18 protein-coding genes are annotated in these 17,099 nt (G+C 36.7%); 1 reads left to right on the forward strand and 17 read right to left on the reverse strand.

Going from position 1 to position 17,099, the window contains the following annotated elements; genetic code table 11:
• Window positions 1-102: 102 nt before the first annotated feature.
• A complete protein-coding gene (locus LOK41_RS21915) occupies window positions 103-333 on the forward strand; it encodes a helix-turn-helix domain-containing protein (RefSeq protein WP_241818280.1) in 231 nt (76 codons plus the stop codon).
• A gap of 186 nt (window positions 334-519) precedes the next feature.
• Here the strand turns inward: LOK41_RS21915 and LOK41_RS21920 are convergent, their stop codons facing one another.
• From LOK41_RS21920 to LOK41_RS22000, 17 genes are read right to left on the reverse strand one after another with little or no spacing between them, the layout of a single operon-like run.
• Window positions 520-1,422, reverse strand: coding sequence for a peptidoglycan recognition protein family protein (locus tag LOK41_RS21920; protein WP_241818281.1), 903 nt, complete (start codon window positions 1,420-1,422; stop codon window positions 520-522).
• Window positions 1,422-1,628: a hypothetical protein gene (locus LOK41_RS21925; RefSeq protein ID WP_241818282.1), complete on the reverse strand. Its 207-nt coding sequence runs from the start codon at window positions 1,626-1,628 to the stop codon at window positions 1,422-1,424. Before LOK41_RS21925 ends, LOK41_RS21920 begins: the two co-directional genes overlap by 1 nt.
• Window positions 1,629-1,630: 2 nt before the next feature.
• Window positions 1,631-1,912, reverse strand: a complete 282-nt coding sequence (locus LOK41_RS21930; protein ID WP_241818283.1) for a hypothetical protein — start codon at window positions 1,910-1,912, stop codon at window positions 1,631-1,633.
• 42 nt (window positions 1,913-1,954) lie between these two features.
• Entirely contained in the window at window positions 1,955-4,174 is a 2,220-nt protein-coding gene (locus LOK41_RS21935; RefSeq protein WP_241818284.1) for an SGNH/GDSL hydrolase family protein, read from the reverse strand.
• 37 nt (window positions 4,175-4,211) lie between these two features.
• A complete protein-coding gene (locus tag LOK41_RS21940; RefSeq protein WP_241818285.1) occupies window positions 4,212-7,658 on the reverse strand; it encodes a phage tail spike protein in 3,447 nt (1,148 codons plus the stop codon).
• A complete protein-coding gene (locus LOK41_RS21945; RefSeq protein ID WP_347269351.1) occupies window positions 7,655-9,160 on the reverse strand; it encodes a distal tail protein Dit in 1,506 nt (501 codons plus the stop codon). The genes LOK41_RS21940 and LOK41_RS21945 overlap by 4 nt, the downstream gene beginning before the upstream one ends.
• Window positions 9,145-12,183, reverse strand: coding sequence for a tail length tape measure protein (locus tag LOK41_RS21950; protein WP_241818286.1), 3,039 nt, complete (start codon window positions 12,181-12,183; stop codon window positions 9,145-9,147). The genes LOK41_RS21945 and LOK41_RS21950 overlap by 16 nt, the downstream gene beginning before the upstream one ends.
• A 5-nt stretch (window positions 12,184-12,188) precedes the next feature.
• Window positions 12,189-12,836: a Gp15 family bacteriophage protein gene (locus LOK41_RS21955; RefSeq protein ID WP_241818287.1), complete on the reverse strand. Its 648-nt coding sequence runs from the start codon at window positions 12,834-12,836 to the stop codon at window positions 12,189-12,191.
• Window positions 12,836-13,237 carry a hypothetical protein gene (locus LOK41_RS21960; RefSeq protein ID WP_241818288.1) on the reverse strand — a complete coding sequence of 134 codons (402 nt, stop codon included), beginning with the start codon at window positions 13,235-13,237 and terminating at the stop codon, window positions 12,836-12,838. The genes LOK41_RS21955 and LOK41_RS21960 overlap by 1 nt, the downstream gene beginning before the upstream one ends.
• A 53-nt stretch (window positions 13,238-13,290) precedes the next feature.
• On the reverse strand, window positions 13,291-13,740 hold the full coding sequence (locus LOK41_RS21965; RefSeq protein WP_241818289.1) for a phage tail tube protein: 450 nt from the start codon (window positions 13,738-13,740) through the stop codon (window positions 13,291-13,293).
• Window positions 13,741-13,744: 4 nt separating this feature from the next.
• Window positions 13,745-14,164: a minor capsid protein gene (locus LOK41_RS21970; protein ID WP_241818290.1), complete on the reverse strand. Its 420-nt coding sequence runs from the start codon at window positions 14,162-14,164 to the stop codon at window positions 13,745-13,747.
• Between the two features lie 10 nt (window positions 14,165-14,174).
• Window positions 14,175-14,525 (reverse strand): minor capsid protein, encoded by a 351-nt coding sequence (locus tag LOK41_RS21975; protein ID WP_241818291.1) that lies wholly within the window; start codon window positions 14,523-14,525, stop codon window positions 14,175-14,177.
• Entirely contained in the window at window positions 14,522-14,857 is a 336-nt protein-coding gene (locus LOK41_RS21980; RefSeq protein WP_241818316.1) for a putative minor capsid protein, read from the reverse strand. The genes LOK41_RS21975 and LOK41_RS21980 overlap by 4 nt, the downstream gene beginning before the upstream one ends.
• A complete protein-coding gene (locus LOK41_RS21985; RefSeq protein WP_241818292.1) occupies window positions 14,850-15,251 on the reverse strand; it encodes a head-tail connector protein in 402 nt (133 codons plus the stop codon). Before LOK41_RS21985 ends, LOK41_RS21980 begins: the two co-directional genes overlap by 8 nt.
• Window positions 15,252-15,259: 8 nt before the next feature.
• Entirely contained in the window at window positions 15,260-15,499 is a 240-nt protein-coding gene (locus tag LOK41_RS21990) for a hypothetical protein (RefSeq protein ID WP_241818293.1), read from the reverse strand.
• Between the two features lie 53 nt (window positions 15,500-15,552).
• Complete coding sequence (locus tag LOK41_RS21995) at window positions 15,553-16,446, reverse strand: capsid protein (RefSeq protein ID WP_241818294.1); 894 nt, start codon at window positions 16,444-16,446, stop codon at window positions 15,553-15,555.
• A gap of 29 nt (window positions 16,447-16,475) precedes the next feature.
• Window positions 16,476-17,096 (reverse strand): D52 family tumor protein, encoded by a 621-nt coding sequence (locus tag LOK41_RS22000; RefSeq protein WP_241818295.1) that lies wholly within the window; start codon window positions 17,094-17,096, stop codon window positions 16,476-16,478.
• Between the last annotated feature and the right edge of the window lie 3 nt (window positions 17,097-17,099).

Consider the following 17,099-nt stretch of genomic DNA (forward strand, 5'->3'; position numbering starts at 1 on the left):
TCTATCGCTTGACCAATATGTAAAAAACTTTTTCCTCTACGCGAATATTTTTTTACGTATGTGTCCACAATGTTGAAAAACATAAGTTTAGGAGTGATAGAGGTGTTTTGGAAATTTGGAGGGAAGCAGAGGACGCGTTTAGGTAAATTTCTTGATTCGAACGGATATAACCAAAACGACTTAGAAAAAATAGCTAAATTGAGTAGGCCTACTGTTTCAAAAGCTTGCAATGATAAAGAATACATACCTAGCCCAACTGTTATGAAGAAAATACTTCAGGCGATCAGGAAAATAAACCCGAATGCTAAGTCTACTGACTTTTGGGACATGTAAAACGATGCTACCGATATTACCGAAAATGACATAAAAAATAGTCCTACTTTTACAGTGGACTTGTTGGTTAGCTATAAGCGCGCGTTACGCTATTAGCTATATGCGGGGGATATGCTTTTGTTGCGTGTACATAAAGAATAATTTAAAAACAAAAAAGCCGACTCCACAAAAGGAATCGGCTGGGCATTACTTAATATCAAAATGCTTTTCTTCCACAAATGTTTGGTTTCCGATATCAATCCATCCGTTTTCACGAGAATAAATATCTAATGGAGCAGCACCATCAACCTGCCCTTTAAAACTTCCATCTGGAGCACCTGGTTTCGAATATGTGTTAATTCCATAACCTGCTGGATATTTAGAGTATGCTTTAAACCATTGCACATCAAAATGTTTTTGTTCTGCCCATTGTTGTCCACCAAGGCAAATCATATTTTGGTCACCACCATACCAAGCGCCAGCAAGAATTAGATATGGTGTTTTATCAGAAATACGTCCGTTATAAAATCCAGATACAGGTTTTGTATATAAATTGACTCCATATCCTTCAGGATATTTAGAAACAGCGATACCGATTCCTGCTGAACGAATCGGTTTGCTCTCCACAGTTGAAGAAGAATTGTTGTTTCCTGCTCCTTCACGTAGTACATGATTGTAGTCGAAGCAAGGACAATCTTTCCACTCATACCCTTTTAGATCACTATGACCTTTTATAGTTTTAAGCTGTGGATATGTCTTTTGTAAATGTGATACCAACCAACATAAACTACGTTTTTGCGCCGATGTTGGTTCCTGTGTACGGAAATCACCGGTTAAGCAAATCCCAACGCAATATTTATTATGATTCCCTACATGATAAGACATAACACCAATACTATGATTTTGCTTAATTGTACCATCTTGTTCAATTACAAAATGATAGCCAATGCCCGGCCAACCTAATGTATCAACATGATAACGTGCATACGCTTCTGCGCTACCTGTTTTTGTTAAACTGTGATGTACAATGATATGTGTTTTACTAGATGCACCGTAATCTTTGTATGAACCATTCGAACGTAACTTACCTCTCATATTTAGAATGTTCATTACTCAACATCTCCTTTTGGGTTTTCGTCATGATCTGACCAAATACCAAGTGCGATACCAACAGATAGTAAATAAGGCGCTAACTCATCTAAGAAACTCTTTGCTTCTGGCATCCCAAATCTCGTAAATAAGAATCCAAGTAAAGAAAAAACCGCAACCCATGTCTTCCAGTTGCGGAATCGTTTTTTGATATTTTCTTTATTCATATTTAATTCGTCTCCTTTTCTACATTATCTAAACGTTTGTGTGCTTGCTTCGCGCTTTCCTCAACCCTTGTAACTCGTTCTCCAAGTGCAATCATTTGTTTTTCACTCGCTTTTAAATCAATTCGAATATCATCCACACCCTTACGGATATATCCTAATTCAGCTCTCATTTCTGCACTCTGTTGCCCATCCGATTTAATTGCTTTTGTTTTATTCAAAGAGTATGCGAAGTAGCTAATAGCAAGGGATAACACCGCGATTAGTACACCAATTTCAATTGTCATTGTTTACCTCCTTTCAAAATAAAAAAGCCTGCTTCTGCACGCTTAGTTGTAGCTAACACCATCTCGTAATAATGTTAATCCTATATTTTGAGCTACATTTTCAAACATCACTCGGTACCCAGTGTCATTTGGGTGTAATCCATCAAAAAGCAATGAATCTACTGTAACACCAGTATTTACTGCATAATCTATAAACCATTTATAGTTTGAAACATAGCTCATGTTAAATTCTTTAGCTATCGAAGCAATCGCTCTGTCTACATCGTCCATTTTAAAGTTCCTAACAGCTTCCATATCATTCGCTACAGAAACAGGGTTAGCGGACATAATTACAATATCTAATCCTAATCCTTGTACATACTTAATAATTTCACGAAGATATGCTTTAGTAACAGCTGTAGTTTTAAAGTTATGTCGGTCATTTGTACCGATTTGCATAATAATTAAATCATCATCAGCTTCAATTAACTGTGTTCTATTTTGATACAAGTATTGTGAATGTTTACCACTGATACCGAAGTTTACAACATCAACTGTTTTTGGTATTTTCAACCCTTGAATATACACAGTATTTGCTGTTGAACTAGCATTCTTCTTATTCGCTTCACGAATTTCAAATGAATGCTTCGTAAGTGTTAATCCTGTAATTTTAAATTCAACATTGTCTGCATAAGCTGCTGCATAAGTGTCTAACTCTCCCCATTTTGCTCCATCAATAAAAATATCCATAATACCTCCACCAGTTAAACTAGCGTACATTACAGATAAGTGATCACCATGAAAATCAAATTTGATTCCATTAGCAGTAGTAGTATTTGTAAAACGCACTTGCCATTTGCAACTAGCGTTGTTATTTTCACTCATTGTATGTGTATTTGAGGAATAGGAAAGACCAGGGTCATTTACCGCAACATCTACATCTTTATTATATTCACTTAATACATGATCTCGTAACATATTTGCCCAACACACAGCGGTCGTTACGTTTGTTTTATATCCAGTATCACCGATTATTTTATCAGTTGCTGAGTATCCAGTGCCACACAATCCAGCTGTGATACTATCTCCAATCAATTTGATTTTTGTTTTTACAAATGGGTTACCTAGATGTTCAGCGATAACTTTTGTCGATTGCACTACAGTTCTTTTATCTTTTTTGCCAAATGTGTTAACTACGTTTATATACTGTGCATTAGGACCATATATTTTATTTTTAAAAATATAAAGTAATATCCGCTTGTTTTGTGTATTAGCAGTCGAAAACTTTTCAATCGATACTGTTACGGGATTAGTTGAAATATCAACAACAAGCATATGAGCTGTTACAGACTGTTCACTTGGAATTAATAATACAAGGTTTTCTTTTGTAGTACTTGAATTTAAGTTCAATGTGCGCTCTTGAATCATTGCATAGCAGGCAGGTTTAATTGTTAGTATTAACTTTTGGAAGTCCACATCTATAAATCCTTCATTGACAATTGTAGCAGTTGCTAATTTTAACTTAGTATAATCAACAGCATCTGTAGCTAATTTTTCTTTTGTTACACCACCATCTTGAGGTGTGGCATTTACAGGCGTTGTTCCAGCCATCATTTGTTTTACTTCGTCTGATAAGTTAATCTGTTTGATTTTATTTGCATCAGAAGATGTATCTAATCTTGTTGCTGGAATCTTCTCTGTTCTTGCTGCATTAACATCATTAGACAAAACTCCAATTTGATTTGTATTTTCTGTTGATTTAGCAAGTGCTGCTTCTGCTGTTTCTTTTGATGCAACAAGAGCAGGTAAATCTACTCCATCTAACTGCTTACCTGCATCAATAGCTTGCTGAATCAATGGGTAATCGTTAGTTGATTGAATTGTTTTATCAGACATTAAGGATTTGTCAACGTAAAAAGCAAACTTTTGCGTTTCTAATCTTTGTGTTTCTCCTGATCTGATAACTAATTGTCCGATTACTTTACCTACGGCTGCAAGTGTTTGACTACGTAAAATTAATTTCACTTTACCTTTCACAGCGTCAATAACCGAAACATTCTCTTGATATACCAGGTTTTTATCTGATTTTTCGAATGCAATTTCTACAGTTTTTCCAGTTAAATTTAAAAGTTCTTTTTTATGAGTTATATTGATTGTTAACTCTGCTGAGTTTAAATCATTTTGCGAAAAGCGAATTTCTTGCAACTCTTGATCTAAGGTTTGATCTTTACTTTCCATCGTGTCTACTGTGAGTTCTCTTGGTTTTAATAAGTCTTCACTCATCTTCTCACTCCTTTTTGCAAAATAAAAAAAAGACCAGCTATTGCTGCCCCGTTTCTGTTGGATTTCCAGTTGTTGGTGTTTCTGTTGAATTTGCATTATTAATTAAGTTTTGAACTAAAGCTTCTAAAGATGCCATTCGACTATTCATTGTTGATATTTCTATGTCTTTGGCTTCCAACTTTTCTTTTAATACTGTTATTTCTGCTTCTTTCGCTTCCAGTCTCTCATTTAATTTTGCAATTTCTTGGTCATGTTTTTCTTCAAGTTCTTGCACTGATTTAACTGTTAATGCCGACGTAGAATATAAATGAGTACCTGTTCCATCTTTATCGATAAATACATCGTCACATTCATCAACAACAAAACCGAAATATGTTTTGATGTCTTTTGTTGTTAAAGGAGGATCATTAGGGTCTTTATTCTCCCTCATCTCATAAAGTAAATTTACATCACCTTTATAATTGAATGCTCTAACCTTAGCGTTTCTGATTTTCTCTAAAGCTGAAAAAGGAACATCACGAATATTTGATTTGTATTCTCGTAATGACGGACTGATTATATGCGCTTTGACACCACCCCAACCATCACCTACAGAGTCAGTCAAAACTTGAACAACATCTCTATAGCCTTCTACCCTGCTGTTTCTCAGTTTTACTGTCGGCAACCTCAATTCTACATCTGAATTACCTCCCCAATCCTTTACAACTAGTGACGTATTGTACAATCCAGTTTTTCCACGTCTGAAATACCATTCGCCAATTCCAGAGTAATAAACTTGCATATCGTTAGCATGCAAAACACTAATCCCATTTCTTTGCATTTCCCAAAAAACAGATTTATAAGTAACTCCATTTATAACTTCGTCAACAATTCCTATATTTGCAGAAGCTGATGGCCATCCTGCGCCCATTTGCGTCATTTGTAGTGTGCCTAATATAGTATTAACGGTATTATCTCCACCAAGAATAAGAGTAGGTTGCACTGATCCATCTGTTCTTCTGTGATAACCAACATACAAACGAACGACTCCACTTTCATACAGACGCATAAACTGGTCATCTAAACTTACATAGTTGTTGGTATTAGATGTTTTGATTTGTAGACCGCTTAGTAATTGACCAACAATCCATTCAGCTTTTACTTTACCCACTAAATCAATTAATTCGGCTTTGATTTTTATCGTCTCAGCTGTTTGGTTTATTTCCGAAATTACATTCCCTTTTTTAACAGTGTTACTAATTTCGGTTTCAGTAATTTCAATACGACCTTCCATCTCTTTTACATAAGCATCTTTTGCGAACTCGCCATTAGCTTCTTCTTTGGAGTAAACTTCTGTTTTCTTTGCTGACAGTTCTATTCCTTGCTTATTTAATTCGATTGCACGATCAATACTTTCTATTTTTGTATCGTAGTCTTCTAACGCCACTTTTTCAGCGATTTTATCAATCAATTCATCACGGTTAATCGTATCGTTAGGGTTTGGCAAATGAACCGATGGAACAGAACCACGTTGCAATTGTGGTTTCGCAACCCACATTAAGCCGTTTTTCGCAACGAGAATTCGAATTCTAACTTTTGCACATCCAGTTGGTGCAGTTTCTGTAACAGAATAACGTTGCCAATCATTGTTTTTGTCTGGTTTGATTTCCTTTGTAACTTGTGACAACAACTGTGTAGCATTCCAGAATTCTATTTCTAACGAGGCTTTATCGTCGATAGATGCTATATCATTAGCAAATGTATAAACGGATGCTACGAACTGTTCTGAAGGCTGACATGATACATATTCGCTATAAATGCTACTGTTTTTAACAATTTGTCCTACTGCATAGAATCTCATAGTATTAGCATTTTCAAATTTCTTATTAGTATCTAATGACCATGCTTCTTCATTTACAACCCAGTATTTTGCATCTTTTAACCATTCGCTGTTACGAATATCGTTAATTGTACCGATTTTATCTAAATAATCACTTACCTCAGTAATCGAAACCTTTGCTCTAACTTCTTCAGAAAGTGCATTTAGTTCAGTTGTAGTAACCGCTCCAATTTCCTCTGGTGTATTGACACCGATTTTATCCCAACCTTCACCTGTCCAAATGTACAACATAGAAGGAGTTTCACTTGTATTACGCCAAAGTGTTTTGCCAGGTTCTAAGTCAGTTGTAGGTGGATTGTTACCATCTTTTATTGTTGTTTGGTAATTATCAAGATTCTCTAGCACCTGTTCAGCAATATCTTTTGCAGATGCGCTTTCTTTTTTTACAACATCTACTGTCTCATTCGTTTCTTTCAACGCTTTATCTAACGCATCTAACAGCTCTCTAGATGCTTTCCCTGCAAACATGGCCATAATACGGTCATACATTTTATCTAAACGACTACGCATGTCCTCTAATTCACGGAATTCACCAAAGTAATATACATCTTTCGTTGGATCAGTATCGCATTCGTCTGCTGCGATAAGTCGAGATTCAAGGAATAACGGTGGACTAAACTTTGTATCCTTAATGCGAACAATATCGCCTTTGTGTACTGCTTCGTGAGATAAACCAAATACTTTTTCAAGGGCGATCGCATCAACCTCATACAAAACTGATGTACTGATTCTTTTCTTAAGTTCCATTTTGGTTAGTTGCAGTAATCTCTCCGCTGTCATATCCTGGTCTTCTGTCTCTGGTGTATAGATATCAAACATGTGTGTACCATCTTTGCTCCAACGTTGTAATGCATCATAATCCGCTGTATAAATCTTACCGTTATTTACACTTTCGAATGTAAGCCACTCGGTTTCTCCTGTTTGTTCATTCTCCTTAGACGGACCAACACCAACAAGAGCTGTAACAACATTTTGTGAGTTTTCAATACGACGGATACCTTGCAAATCCTTACTAAGAACAACTTCTTTCCCATTATCGCGACCGACTTTTTTAACCATATCTACATATCTGCCAACGATATACGAACCTTGAATTTCAGTTCTAAATCGTATTTCTAACTCGAATGTAGATGCGATTTGTTTCAGTAGGTCTAAAGGGTTGGTAAATTCTTTTATATGAATTGTGCGGAAACTAGTGTATTCCGCAATACCCCGCTTCCATTTTGTTCCGTTAAGAGCAAAATCAAGTGCTTGATTTAACGTGTAAGCTTGTAGTGTTTGTGGCTTAATATAGTTTGATTTTTTGAGTTTCGTATGTTCTCCTAGAGCAATCACTCTTTTTGATCGATTAACAGAATCTTGTTCCGCTTCAGTGATAACATAAGAAACAAAAGAACCATCACGTACACGCTTCACTATCAAATTTTGTTGCATAAGTGATGCAGCGATTTTGGTTCCATCCATTGTTGTAAATTCAAGTATATCAACATTATTTTTAAGTTCCCATTTCCGTATATCATTCCAGTAATCTTGCTCTTTAATGACTCCTATAATTTGTTCTGTTTTAAAATCTACAATGAATAGCAGATTACTATTCCTACTCATAAATACCGCTCCCTATATGTTACTTCAACTTCTCCAATGTCTGCTGGTAAAATAGAAATCTCATTTTGTCCTTTTTCAATTGTTATATAATCGGTCATAAAGTCTTTTGTATAAATAGCATCTTTACCATTTATCGTTATACTTGCGTCTGTTGTATCTACTTCTACAACATCACCAGTTTGCATGATGTACGGAACATCTAATTCTGTTTTCAGATTAAACTTCCACACTTTGATATCATGTACAGCAGCCTTAACAGATGTATCTGTACTATAAGAACCAATATGAACCATTATTTGAGCGACTTTGTTCATGTATTTATTTTCAACATCTGTATATGTTAAAAATCGAGCAGAATCATGAGTTCCTTTACTTGTTAATTTCGTAATGTACCCTTCCCAATAGTTGCCCACTCGAACAATTCTTAAAATTCCATGGAAATTATTCCATGTCCACGAATAATCTCCAGTTTCAGCAATTATATGATGGCCAACATTTATCGCTCCAGCTCTTACTTCTCCTTGGTTCTGTGTAACTGTACGGTACGAATCTGACATTGCCATTTTCCCAATGATATTACTGTTTTCATCTAATAGATAGATTTCTACACGACCAATATTTTTTTGGGACTCTTCGTTGAAACAATCTACAACTGCTTCGATAATAAAATCTTGTAACGGTTCTGTAAGGCTTCGCTTTGCTGCTGGACCATGCCAATCAGAACCAGAACCAAAACTTCCTGCCGTGAACTTTTCTCCATCTACTTTAATTGCCCCAGCAATCGCTCCACCATCAACTTTAGCATTTGAATTGTTTAGTTCAGACCATCCTATAAGTGATTTCATCTCATCATGTAAAATAAGTTGCTCTCGTTCTACTGTCCTCTTCTCTAAAGAGACTGGATATCCCATGCGGAAATATTGATCACCATTTTTATTTATGATGTCTAAAAAGGTAGATGGATTTGTTACTGTGATTTTGAATTTTGGTTCAGAACGCTCAGTCCCTTTGTTATCAATCGTTGCTTTTAATTGATAGTTATCTAGTGCAAAATTTATAGCTTGTTTGGCTCCTAATTTATAAGGCATTGGACAAATGAAAGTTAATGTACCTTTGCCTTTATACACTAATTCTTCAAGGTCCGATGTACCATCTAACATAGCTAAATAGGTTCTGTCTGGCTCGTCGTCAAAGATTAACTCACATGGTTGATCTGTAATTAACCAATTCGCTAAATCCTCTTTGATTTTCTGTAAATCGCTTTGGTTTTTAGCCTTAATCACAAAAGGAACATCAATCCGACGTTCCTCAGTTGTTGTATTTAACAAGTATCCACCTGGTCTATGTGCTACTTTTAATATATCTCTTTTTATAGGCGCCCAGCTCGGACGGCTAAACCCTAATAATGTAAAAATATAGTCTTTTCTAATGTCATTGAATGTGAAACTTGATCTACTTATAAGATCACCTCCAAACTCTAAGTGTTTTAAAATTGTTTTAATAGATTAGCGTTGCGTTCATTGATGTCTTTTATGTCCCCAGCCAGTAATTCGCCTACAATCCTTTTATCCATTACTAAATATGTGGGACTATTATTTGCCGATGTTGTATCAACAACGAAACCTCTATCAGTACCGTTCATTTTTTCTTGCGTTGCTGACTTTCCACTTCCGTTTGTATTTCCATCATTTGTAATCATTTGAATTTCAGGAAGTGTTAATAAATTCCCTAATAACCCTTTTACTTGTGGAAAAGCTAGTTTAAGACTGTCACTGATAGGTCCACCGAAATCTAAATGGTCAAGATCACTTAAAGGTCCTGTTTTCGCTGGAGAGAATGGTAAGAAATCACGTGCTTTTTGTGCAAGGTCGCTTACTGCATCAGTAACCCAACTCGCTGCACTTTTTATCCCTTTTGCCATCATCTCAATTAAGCCTTTACCAGCGTTGAAGAAGGTATTTCCTAGTCCATTTATAAAGCTAACTACTTTATTAAGTGTCCTGCTCACGCCTGTCACAATACCGTCTAGTTTTGAAGATACCCCACTAACAATACTTTGCCATAATTCGCTGAAGAAATTTTTTATCATGCCACCCCAACTATTCGCAAAAGCAGTCACCTTTTCTAATTTTGAACCGAAAAATACATATATTTCAGCTAGAGCATCATTCCATACTTTTTTGATATCGCCCCAAAATTTAACAAATGGTTTAACGATGTCACCTGCAAATTTACCAAGCCATTTCAGGATTCGCCCCGCTCCCCAAAGTTGTAGCCAACCCCATAGTAATTCAAGGGCTCCGTTCCAAATTTGTTTCACACTTTCCCACATTTTCGACCAATTTCCAGTGAATAGAGCTGCGAAAAAATTAATAATTCCCGTGATTACATTAAGTGCTCCCTGAATTACTGATTTAATCGCTTCCCATGTTCCAATCACGATTTCTTTTATAATTGGCCATAAAACTTGCATAATTGAAACGATGATAGGCATAACAGTTTGGATAATTGAAAGTACAAAATTCCATACATTTTGTGCTGCTTGCATAATCATCGTACCGTTTTCAGTCCACCATGTTTGGATTTGTAATAAAATTTGTTGGAAATACGTGGTCATAGCCGTCCAAACTGGAATCAGTATCCCATTTAGAATGAAATTCCAAACAGTCATCGCAGTGGTTTGTATCATCTGCCACCCAGTTATAACCGCATTTCTGAATCCTTCACTTGTATTCCATAGATAAATCAATCCAGCAACTAATCCAACAATTGCAGCTGATACTACCCATACAGTTGCGCCCATCGCACCCAATCCTGTAATTAACGGTCCAATAACCATCCAAATAGAATTCCAAGCAGCAAGCATTCCATTCCATAACCCTATACCTATTGCTAAAGGGGATAATATAAGTGTTAATGCAGGAACTAACATGATAATTGCTTGTATAATTAGTGCTAATGTCGGATGTGCTTGATTGAATAACGTCACAAGTTCAAAGAATTTAGCTGCAAAATTTACTATTGGAGTCATAAGCATTCCGAAAGCATCAACCATCGGCTGAATCGCTGTAACGAAAGCGCCTTTCATTCTTTCCCAAGCTAATCCTAAAGGGGTTAATGAATCTTGAAGTTCCTTTATTTTCTTGTCAGTTTCTTCTTTTAATGCCGCCAACTCCGTTGTCGCTTGTGCTTTCGCTAAACTCATTTTTTCTTTCCATAGACCAACATATTTAGTCAATTCTACATCAGTCATTTGAGATATAGCTTTTACTTCTTCAGCAGATTGTGGTCCCATTTGAGCAAGGTAATTAGAAAACTCCGTCCCTGCTCGTTGTGCTATACTAGCTAGATTATCTTTCCATCTACCTAATATCCCTACTTGCTCCTCAAGATTCTTCGTTAATTTCTGTCCACTGGTCTTTTTCATTTGTACTTCTTCAAAAAGATTCCATGCTTCCATGATTTCTGAGGTTCTTTGTTTAACCGCATCCCTATATGCTGTTAAAGCTTCTTCTTGTTTCTTATATACTTCAGATGGATTTGGTCCTTTAGCAGCTTTAAATAAACTTGCATATAAAATAGCACTTGTAGCCGCAGCGGCCAGTGCTACCATTTGAAACCTCATTAACCCTTGTGTGATCATCATGGTCATATTTTGCAAGTCTTTCATTTTAGCTGTTGGTCCTAACATTTTTAGAGCTAACACTGAAGCGTTACCTGCATTAGCCATTCTGTTCAATGCATCTGCTGCACGTAATCCTGCACTATTGATTGTGTATAGAGGGTTTGCCATTCTTACATAATTTTCACGTATACGAGTCGCTTGAGTGGTCATATTCTGCATGTAACCTATTGTCTGTAGCATACCCATCATAGCTAATCTATTTCCATTTATAGCTGCGTCTGCTGCTGCCTTTTGTGCTTTGCCTACTTTTTGAACTTCTGACAAAAACTCTCTAGTTGTACCAGTGTAATTTTTAGACGCTTGTGCTAATTTATAATATCCATACTCTGTTTCCATCATGGAGTTATTATGCTGTAACATCGATCGAGATTGCTCTCTAAACCCTTCTCTCATCTCGTTATACATGTCTCTTTGACGTTGCGTCATAGTGCTATACATCGCTTCTTGTTCTCTTCTTTGCTGGTAATAAGAACGAGAAGTTCTGTTTGCTGCATCTTCAGTGGCATCTGCCATTTGACGTGTCGCTTGTTCTTCAGCATACCTTGCTGCTGCTAATTGCCTTGAACTTTCTGTCGCTCTTCTGTTGGCATCCGATGCCATATTAGCCGCATCAGTTGCCGTTTCACCCGCTCTTCTTGCTGAGTTACCTATTTCTTCGTAAGAGCGTCTTGCCTCTTCGCTTGTTCTACTTAGCTGTCTAGTGGTTTCTGCGTGAGCTTCTCTACCAGCTTGACCCATATTTTCGCCCACACGTTCTAACTCTCTATTTACTTCTCTAACATCACGACGTATGTTACTACGATCCAACCTGGTTTCTATTTCGACTCTTCCATCTGCCAATTACCTCACCCGCCTTCTATCTGTGCCTTTTGCGCTTCCATTTTCTTTTGAAACGCTTCAAATTCTTGTTGTTCCCTTATTTCTTTAGCTTTTGGAAGTTCGTACATAGCTTTCATTTTCTTGATACGCTTCCGTTCATCAGAATTGTGTTTATCTTTAGGTGGTATTTCACAAGTTCGGTAATATAACGCTTGTCCTATTGGCGATTTACTTGAAAGATTACGAAAAAGAGCGATAAATTTGTTCCATTGCATTTTTCCTTGTTGTTCAATTAAATCGATATTATAGTCAAACAAAAAAGAGGAAAAAATCCGTTCTGCGTCCACTACAAAGTCGATAGTAGGAATTGTCGGCTTCTTTTCCTCTTCTTGCTTTTCTTCTTTCTGTTTCATTAAAGTCTTCAAATCAATATCTAATCTATCTTTTAAAACGTCCATAAGCAACTGCGCTTTGTACTCACCATTCAATTGATTTAAAGCTACTTTATCGACAATCAACATATTTAATGCAATATCAGGTTTTACTTGTTCATTGATACCTTCATCATCAAATAGTTCGAATAATAAAAGCACGTTATCAAAAGCAAGATTTAACTCTAAACGAACGCCATTCCATATATAAAAGTCATATTCACGTTCGGTTAACTTAAACATTATTTCTTCACGTTACTTAGGTATTTATTACGTGCTTCATCAGCTTTCTTTTGATTCTCCTCAAGGTAAATGCTATTTAAGTAATGAACAAGTCCCATTAGATTTGTAGATGATTTACCTGCTTTTTCATAAAGTTCATCAAAAGTGCCTTCACCTAAGAAAGTCTCAACAATATCCTTTGTAACTTCTTTTTGCTTTTGAGCCGTTTCTTCAAATTCTTCATCTGTAGCAGTTTCATAGTCCTTTATAATTTCAGTTACTTCTTTAATTTCTTTATCAAATCGCTTAAATGCTTTTTGATATTTCGTCAATGCCTCATCATTAAAATCCACCTTATAAAGCTTTCCAGCTACATCAACTTCCTTATAAGTCTTTTCAAATTCAAATTTAAATTGTGTCATATTCATTCTCCTTTTTTAGATAAATAGAAAAAGAGCCGCATTAACGACTCTCATCAAGATGTAACAGGTGCTTTTGTAAACGTTGGTACTCCATCAAAGCTAATAGTGAATTCAATTTCCCCTTTAGAGTTGGCGTCCCCACCTGGAGCTTTAATGTCTGATATTGTTGCGGGTCCTTCCCACTTATCTCCGTTTGGTTCAGTAACAGTGAATGTTGTTTTACGCGCTGGACCATACTTATTAGTCAAACTGAAAATGTAATCCTGCGCTTTATCACCATAGCTCCGGTGACCTTCGAAGCCGTAAGATAACATACCGCCTGTAACGTCCCTTTCAGCAGAACCGTTCCCATCGTAGTAATATGTTTCTTCTGACTCTTCATTGTTATCCGGATCAACAGATGTAATCCCTTTTGCGATTCTAGCTTTTATTAAGGTTTCAGTTTCTGTTTTAATCTCAATCTCAAATTTATAACCGTGATTTAATAAAAAACCTTGATTCATATTATCAACCTCCTATTTCTAATTCCGTAGTAAAAAGCGCGGTGTATATATACTCGTTCGCTGCTGTCTTTTCAACGAAATTAGGCTCCACATACACATTAAGTCTTCTTAGTGTATAGGAGCCATCTATAGCGTTGAAAACACGCCTATGAACGTTATTTAGTTCTCTTGTAATAAATTCAACTGTATTGTTTGCTTCTAGTTGGTTACTGCTTTTTGCGAGTATCTGAATTTGTTTATTGATGATTTCACTTTCGTAATATTGCTCTCCTGGTGCGGACGGAATCATCCTTATAGCAATACTTTTTCGCGGTGTATCATTTACCCCTATATCTAATAGATCAACTTTTATAGGAGCAAATAGGATACTTGGTGGCAAAGTAGCGATTAAATGCTTCTTGACCGATTCTATTAGCCATATCATGTTTGCCCTCCTATAAGTTCCGTTTAATCTCGTTTTCTACGATTCTAGCCCAATCCGTTACATTTCTAGCTTTGGCTTCCTCGAACCATAAACCTCTGGCATTATGATTGACGTCTTGTGAGAAATTGTACTGGGGGTTGTAATACAACCTCCGTGCATAAGGAGTATTCCATTCAATATGACCCTCTCCAGGCCTGCTAAAACGGATTGATGATCGTTCCAATTCACCTGTATCTTTTGGAATGTAGTAATTACTATCTTTCAGCACCTGCTGATCTAATGCAAATTGCGCTTTATCTGATGCTTCAAGTACCTTACTTTCAATTGCTTGTGTATCCAATTGAATATTTACTCTTATCAAACTAATAGCACCTCCACATGATGAAGACTGCTTCTATCATAAAAGTCATTGACTTTACTAACGGTCATTTCTTTACCGTTGAATATAACTTTAGATTTCTCTTTAAAAGTTATTGGCGTCGAATGCACTGCATCATGAAATAACAGCGTTTGCATTACTACACTGTCACCATTTCCGTTGGATACAAATGTCTTTTTAGGTTCCACTCGTACCCTTTCAATCGTTACAGCAGGCTTGTAGTTATCACTACCACCCCAAGCGTCATCCTCACCCTTATACTCCAAATACGCAACTGTATGGATTAATAGTGAACGTCTGATTGGTTTAGCCATGTACACACACACCTGAGTAAAGTAATCCGGTCGGTCGTAAGTAATCGACTACAGTTATTGCATAGCGATCATAATAGCTTGGTCCTTCTGCTGCTCCTGCGCTCATTCCATTCTCTGAATAAGAACCTACAGAAAACCCTCCGCCACCTTCACTTACAGTTGCAGAAGTTTCTCCATTGATTGCTAAGAATTCAACTTGTGCAGCAGTTGCTTTCTTAACTTGTTTCTTAATAAAAGGTGTTAACGTATCAAAGTTAACACCTTCTAATTTATAATTAATGATATGGTCAATCTGATCACTAGCACGAGTGATTAACCTATCTAGTAGTGCTATATCCGATACCGTAGTACCTTTGTATTCATTATTGTAGTAATCAGCATCTATATATGCCATATGATCACCTACTTAGCAGCAGACTTTTTCGGTGCTTTTAAATCAGCCAATTCTTTTTTCAGCTCTTCAATTTGGTCAAGTGCTTTGTTGTATTCACCTAACGTGACGTTGCGTCCACCCGTCGCACGTTTGATTACTTTACCTTCTTCGGTAATCTGATCAAACCCATCATTAAGATAGCTAGGGAGAAAGTCTTTTTCGATGTGCAATACTTTATTCAATCGTTGCACTTTTACCGTGTTACTCATTTAACACCATTCCTTTCGTAATAAGAAAAAAGAGAAGCTGTAAAAACTTCTCTTTATGCAGTAGTGATATTGAATTTAACACCTGCTACTTTTGCACCTAAGATGAATACATCCCAGTATTTACGCTCGTAGTAAAGGTATTTGCCACCAGTAGCAGCACTTGGTTCATCTAAGTCAACGAACTCGTATTTTTGCGGAGACACAACCGCTAAAGGATGAACTAAAATCATGTTGATCTGTTTTGCAGCAGCATCTGGAACAGCACCGTTCGTAAAGTTGTAAGCTGTTTTCATGCGAGAAGACGGAACAGTAACGATTGTCACGTCGTCTAAAGAGTAAACATTACGGTTGATGTCTTTTCCGCCACCTGCAACTTCTAACGTGCGTTGGATTCCTTCTGCTTCTTTTAATAACTTTTTAACAGCAGGAGTTACATAAAGTAAACGACCATCTTGTGGTACTTCTGCTTCATCCTGTTCTAACATCATTTGATCAAATACACCTAAGATGTTTGCAGCAGTCAATACCGTAGCATCTGCTGTTTTACCTGCTCCAGTGAATTCAGAGTATAATTTTGAAGCCATGTATTTATCATGCTCAGGGATACTCTCTTCGTTAAGGAATACACGTGTAATGTTAGCGATAGATACAGCCATATTAGTTTCGTCAATGTCTACTGGATCAACTAAAGTACGGAATTCACGGTCATGACCTAAAGTTTTAGGTTCGAATGAGTTATCAACACGGCGTGTGTAGTTTCCTACAACATCACGGTTAACGTCTGTGTATCCGCCTACTTTGATGCTTGGAATTTGAATCGTTTTAGGGCCTGTCCATTTAACGACATTGTTATTAGGTGTGTTGTATAACGCACCGAATGCAGACCCCTGTGCAAACTTTTGTACTAATGCCTCTTGATATTGTGCAGCGAAATTTAATGTAGCCATGAATAAATCACTCCTATTTTTATATTATTTTAGATTCCTTTAAATGCAGCTTTCCATTTTTCAGCTTCAGTCAACGTTTGTTTCTGATGCAGACCAGTTGTAAATGTAGGCTTTGGAGTTCCTTGCGGTTCTTCCACTACACCTTTAAAATGAGGAAACTCTTCAACTACCATTTCGATAGCTTTCGTAATGTCTACATCATCACTAACCTTTGTTTTCGCTAGAGTAATAACAGCATTTAAGTTCTTTTCTTCTGTGATACCTGATTTAATTGCAGCGTTTTCCGCTTGCAAATTAAAAAGAGACTCATCTTTTTCTTTCAATTGAGTCTCAAAGGTTGTTAACTTTTCATTTGTCTTTTCTTGCTCTGTTTTAAGAGAATCTTGGTGTTCTTTCCAACCTTTTAACGATTGTTTAAGCTGATCTAAGTTCTCTACACCAAGTTTCTTTAGTAACGTTGCTTCCTGCTGTTGTTTAGCTTCGTCCATCTGTTCCTGTGTAAAGGTAACAGTTGGTTCTGGAGTTACTGATGGCGTAGTTTCTGGTGTCACTACATTTTGCTCACCTCCTTCCGGTGTAACTGGTGGATTATCTCCCCCTTCAGAGAAGAACTGCATTCCGTCTAATCGCAATCTAAATGGTTTTAACATCTT

The organism is Bacillus sp. TL12, assembly GCF_022625245.1.
GTDB lineage: Bacteria > Bacillota > Bacilli > Bacillales > Bacillaceae_G > Bacillus_A.

Coding starts and splice junctions, on each gene's coding strand:
- LOK41_RS21920 (WP_241818281.1), bottom strand. CDS start 1,422: ATGAACATTCTAAATATGAGAGGTAAGTTACGTTCGAATGGTTCATAC.
- LOK41_RS21925 (WP_241818282.1), bottom strand. CDS start 1,628: ATGAATAAAGAAAATATCAAAAAACGATTCCGCAACTGGAAGACATGG.
- LOK41_RS21930 (WP_241818283.1), bottom strand. CDS start 1,912: ATGACAATTGAAATTGGTGTACTAATCGCGGTGTTATCCCTTGCTATT.
- LOK41_RS21935 (WP_241818284.1), bottom strand. CDS start 4,174: ATGAGTGAAGACTTATTAAAACCAAGAGAACTCACAGTAGACACGATG.
- LOK41_RS21940 (WP_241818285.1), bottom strand. CDS start 7,658: ATGAGTAGGAATAGTAATCTGCTATTCATTGTAGATTTTAAAACAGAA.
- LOK41_RS21955 (WP_241818287.1), bottom strand. CDS start 12,836: ATGTTTAAGTTAACCGAACGTGAATATGACTTTTATATATGGAATGGC.
- LOK41_RS21960 (WP_241818288.1), bottom strand. CDS start 13,237: ATGACACAATTTAAATTTGAATTTGAAAAGACTTATAAGGAAGTTGAT.
- LOK41_RS21965 (WP_241818289.1), bottom strand. CDS start 13,740: ATGAATCAAGGTTTTTTATTAAATCACGGTTATAAATTTGAGATTGAG.
- LOK41_RS21970 (WP_241818290.1), bottom strand. CDS start 14,164: ATGATATGGCTAATAGAATCGGTCAAGAAGCATTTAATCGCTACTTTG.
- LOK41_RS21980 (WP_241818316.1), bottom strand. CDS start 14,857: ATGGCTAAACCAATCAGACGTTCACTATTAATCCATACAGTTGCGTAT.
- LOK41_RS21985 (WP_241818292.1), bottom strand. CDS start 15,251: ATGGCATATATAGATGCTGATTACTACAATAATGAATACAAAGGTACT.
- LOK41_RS21990 (WP_241818293.1), bottom strand. CDS start 15,499: ATGAGTAACACGGTAAAAGTGCAACGATTGAATAAAGTATTGCACATC.
- LOK41_RS21995 (WP_241818294.1), bottom strand. CDS start 16,446: ATGGCTACATTAAATTTCGCTGCACAATATCAAGAGGCATTAGTACAA.
- LOK41_RS22000 (WP_241818295.1), bottom strand. CDS start 17,096: ATGTTAAAACCATTTAGATTGCGATTAGACGGAATGCAGTTCTTCTCT.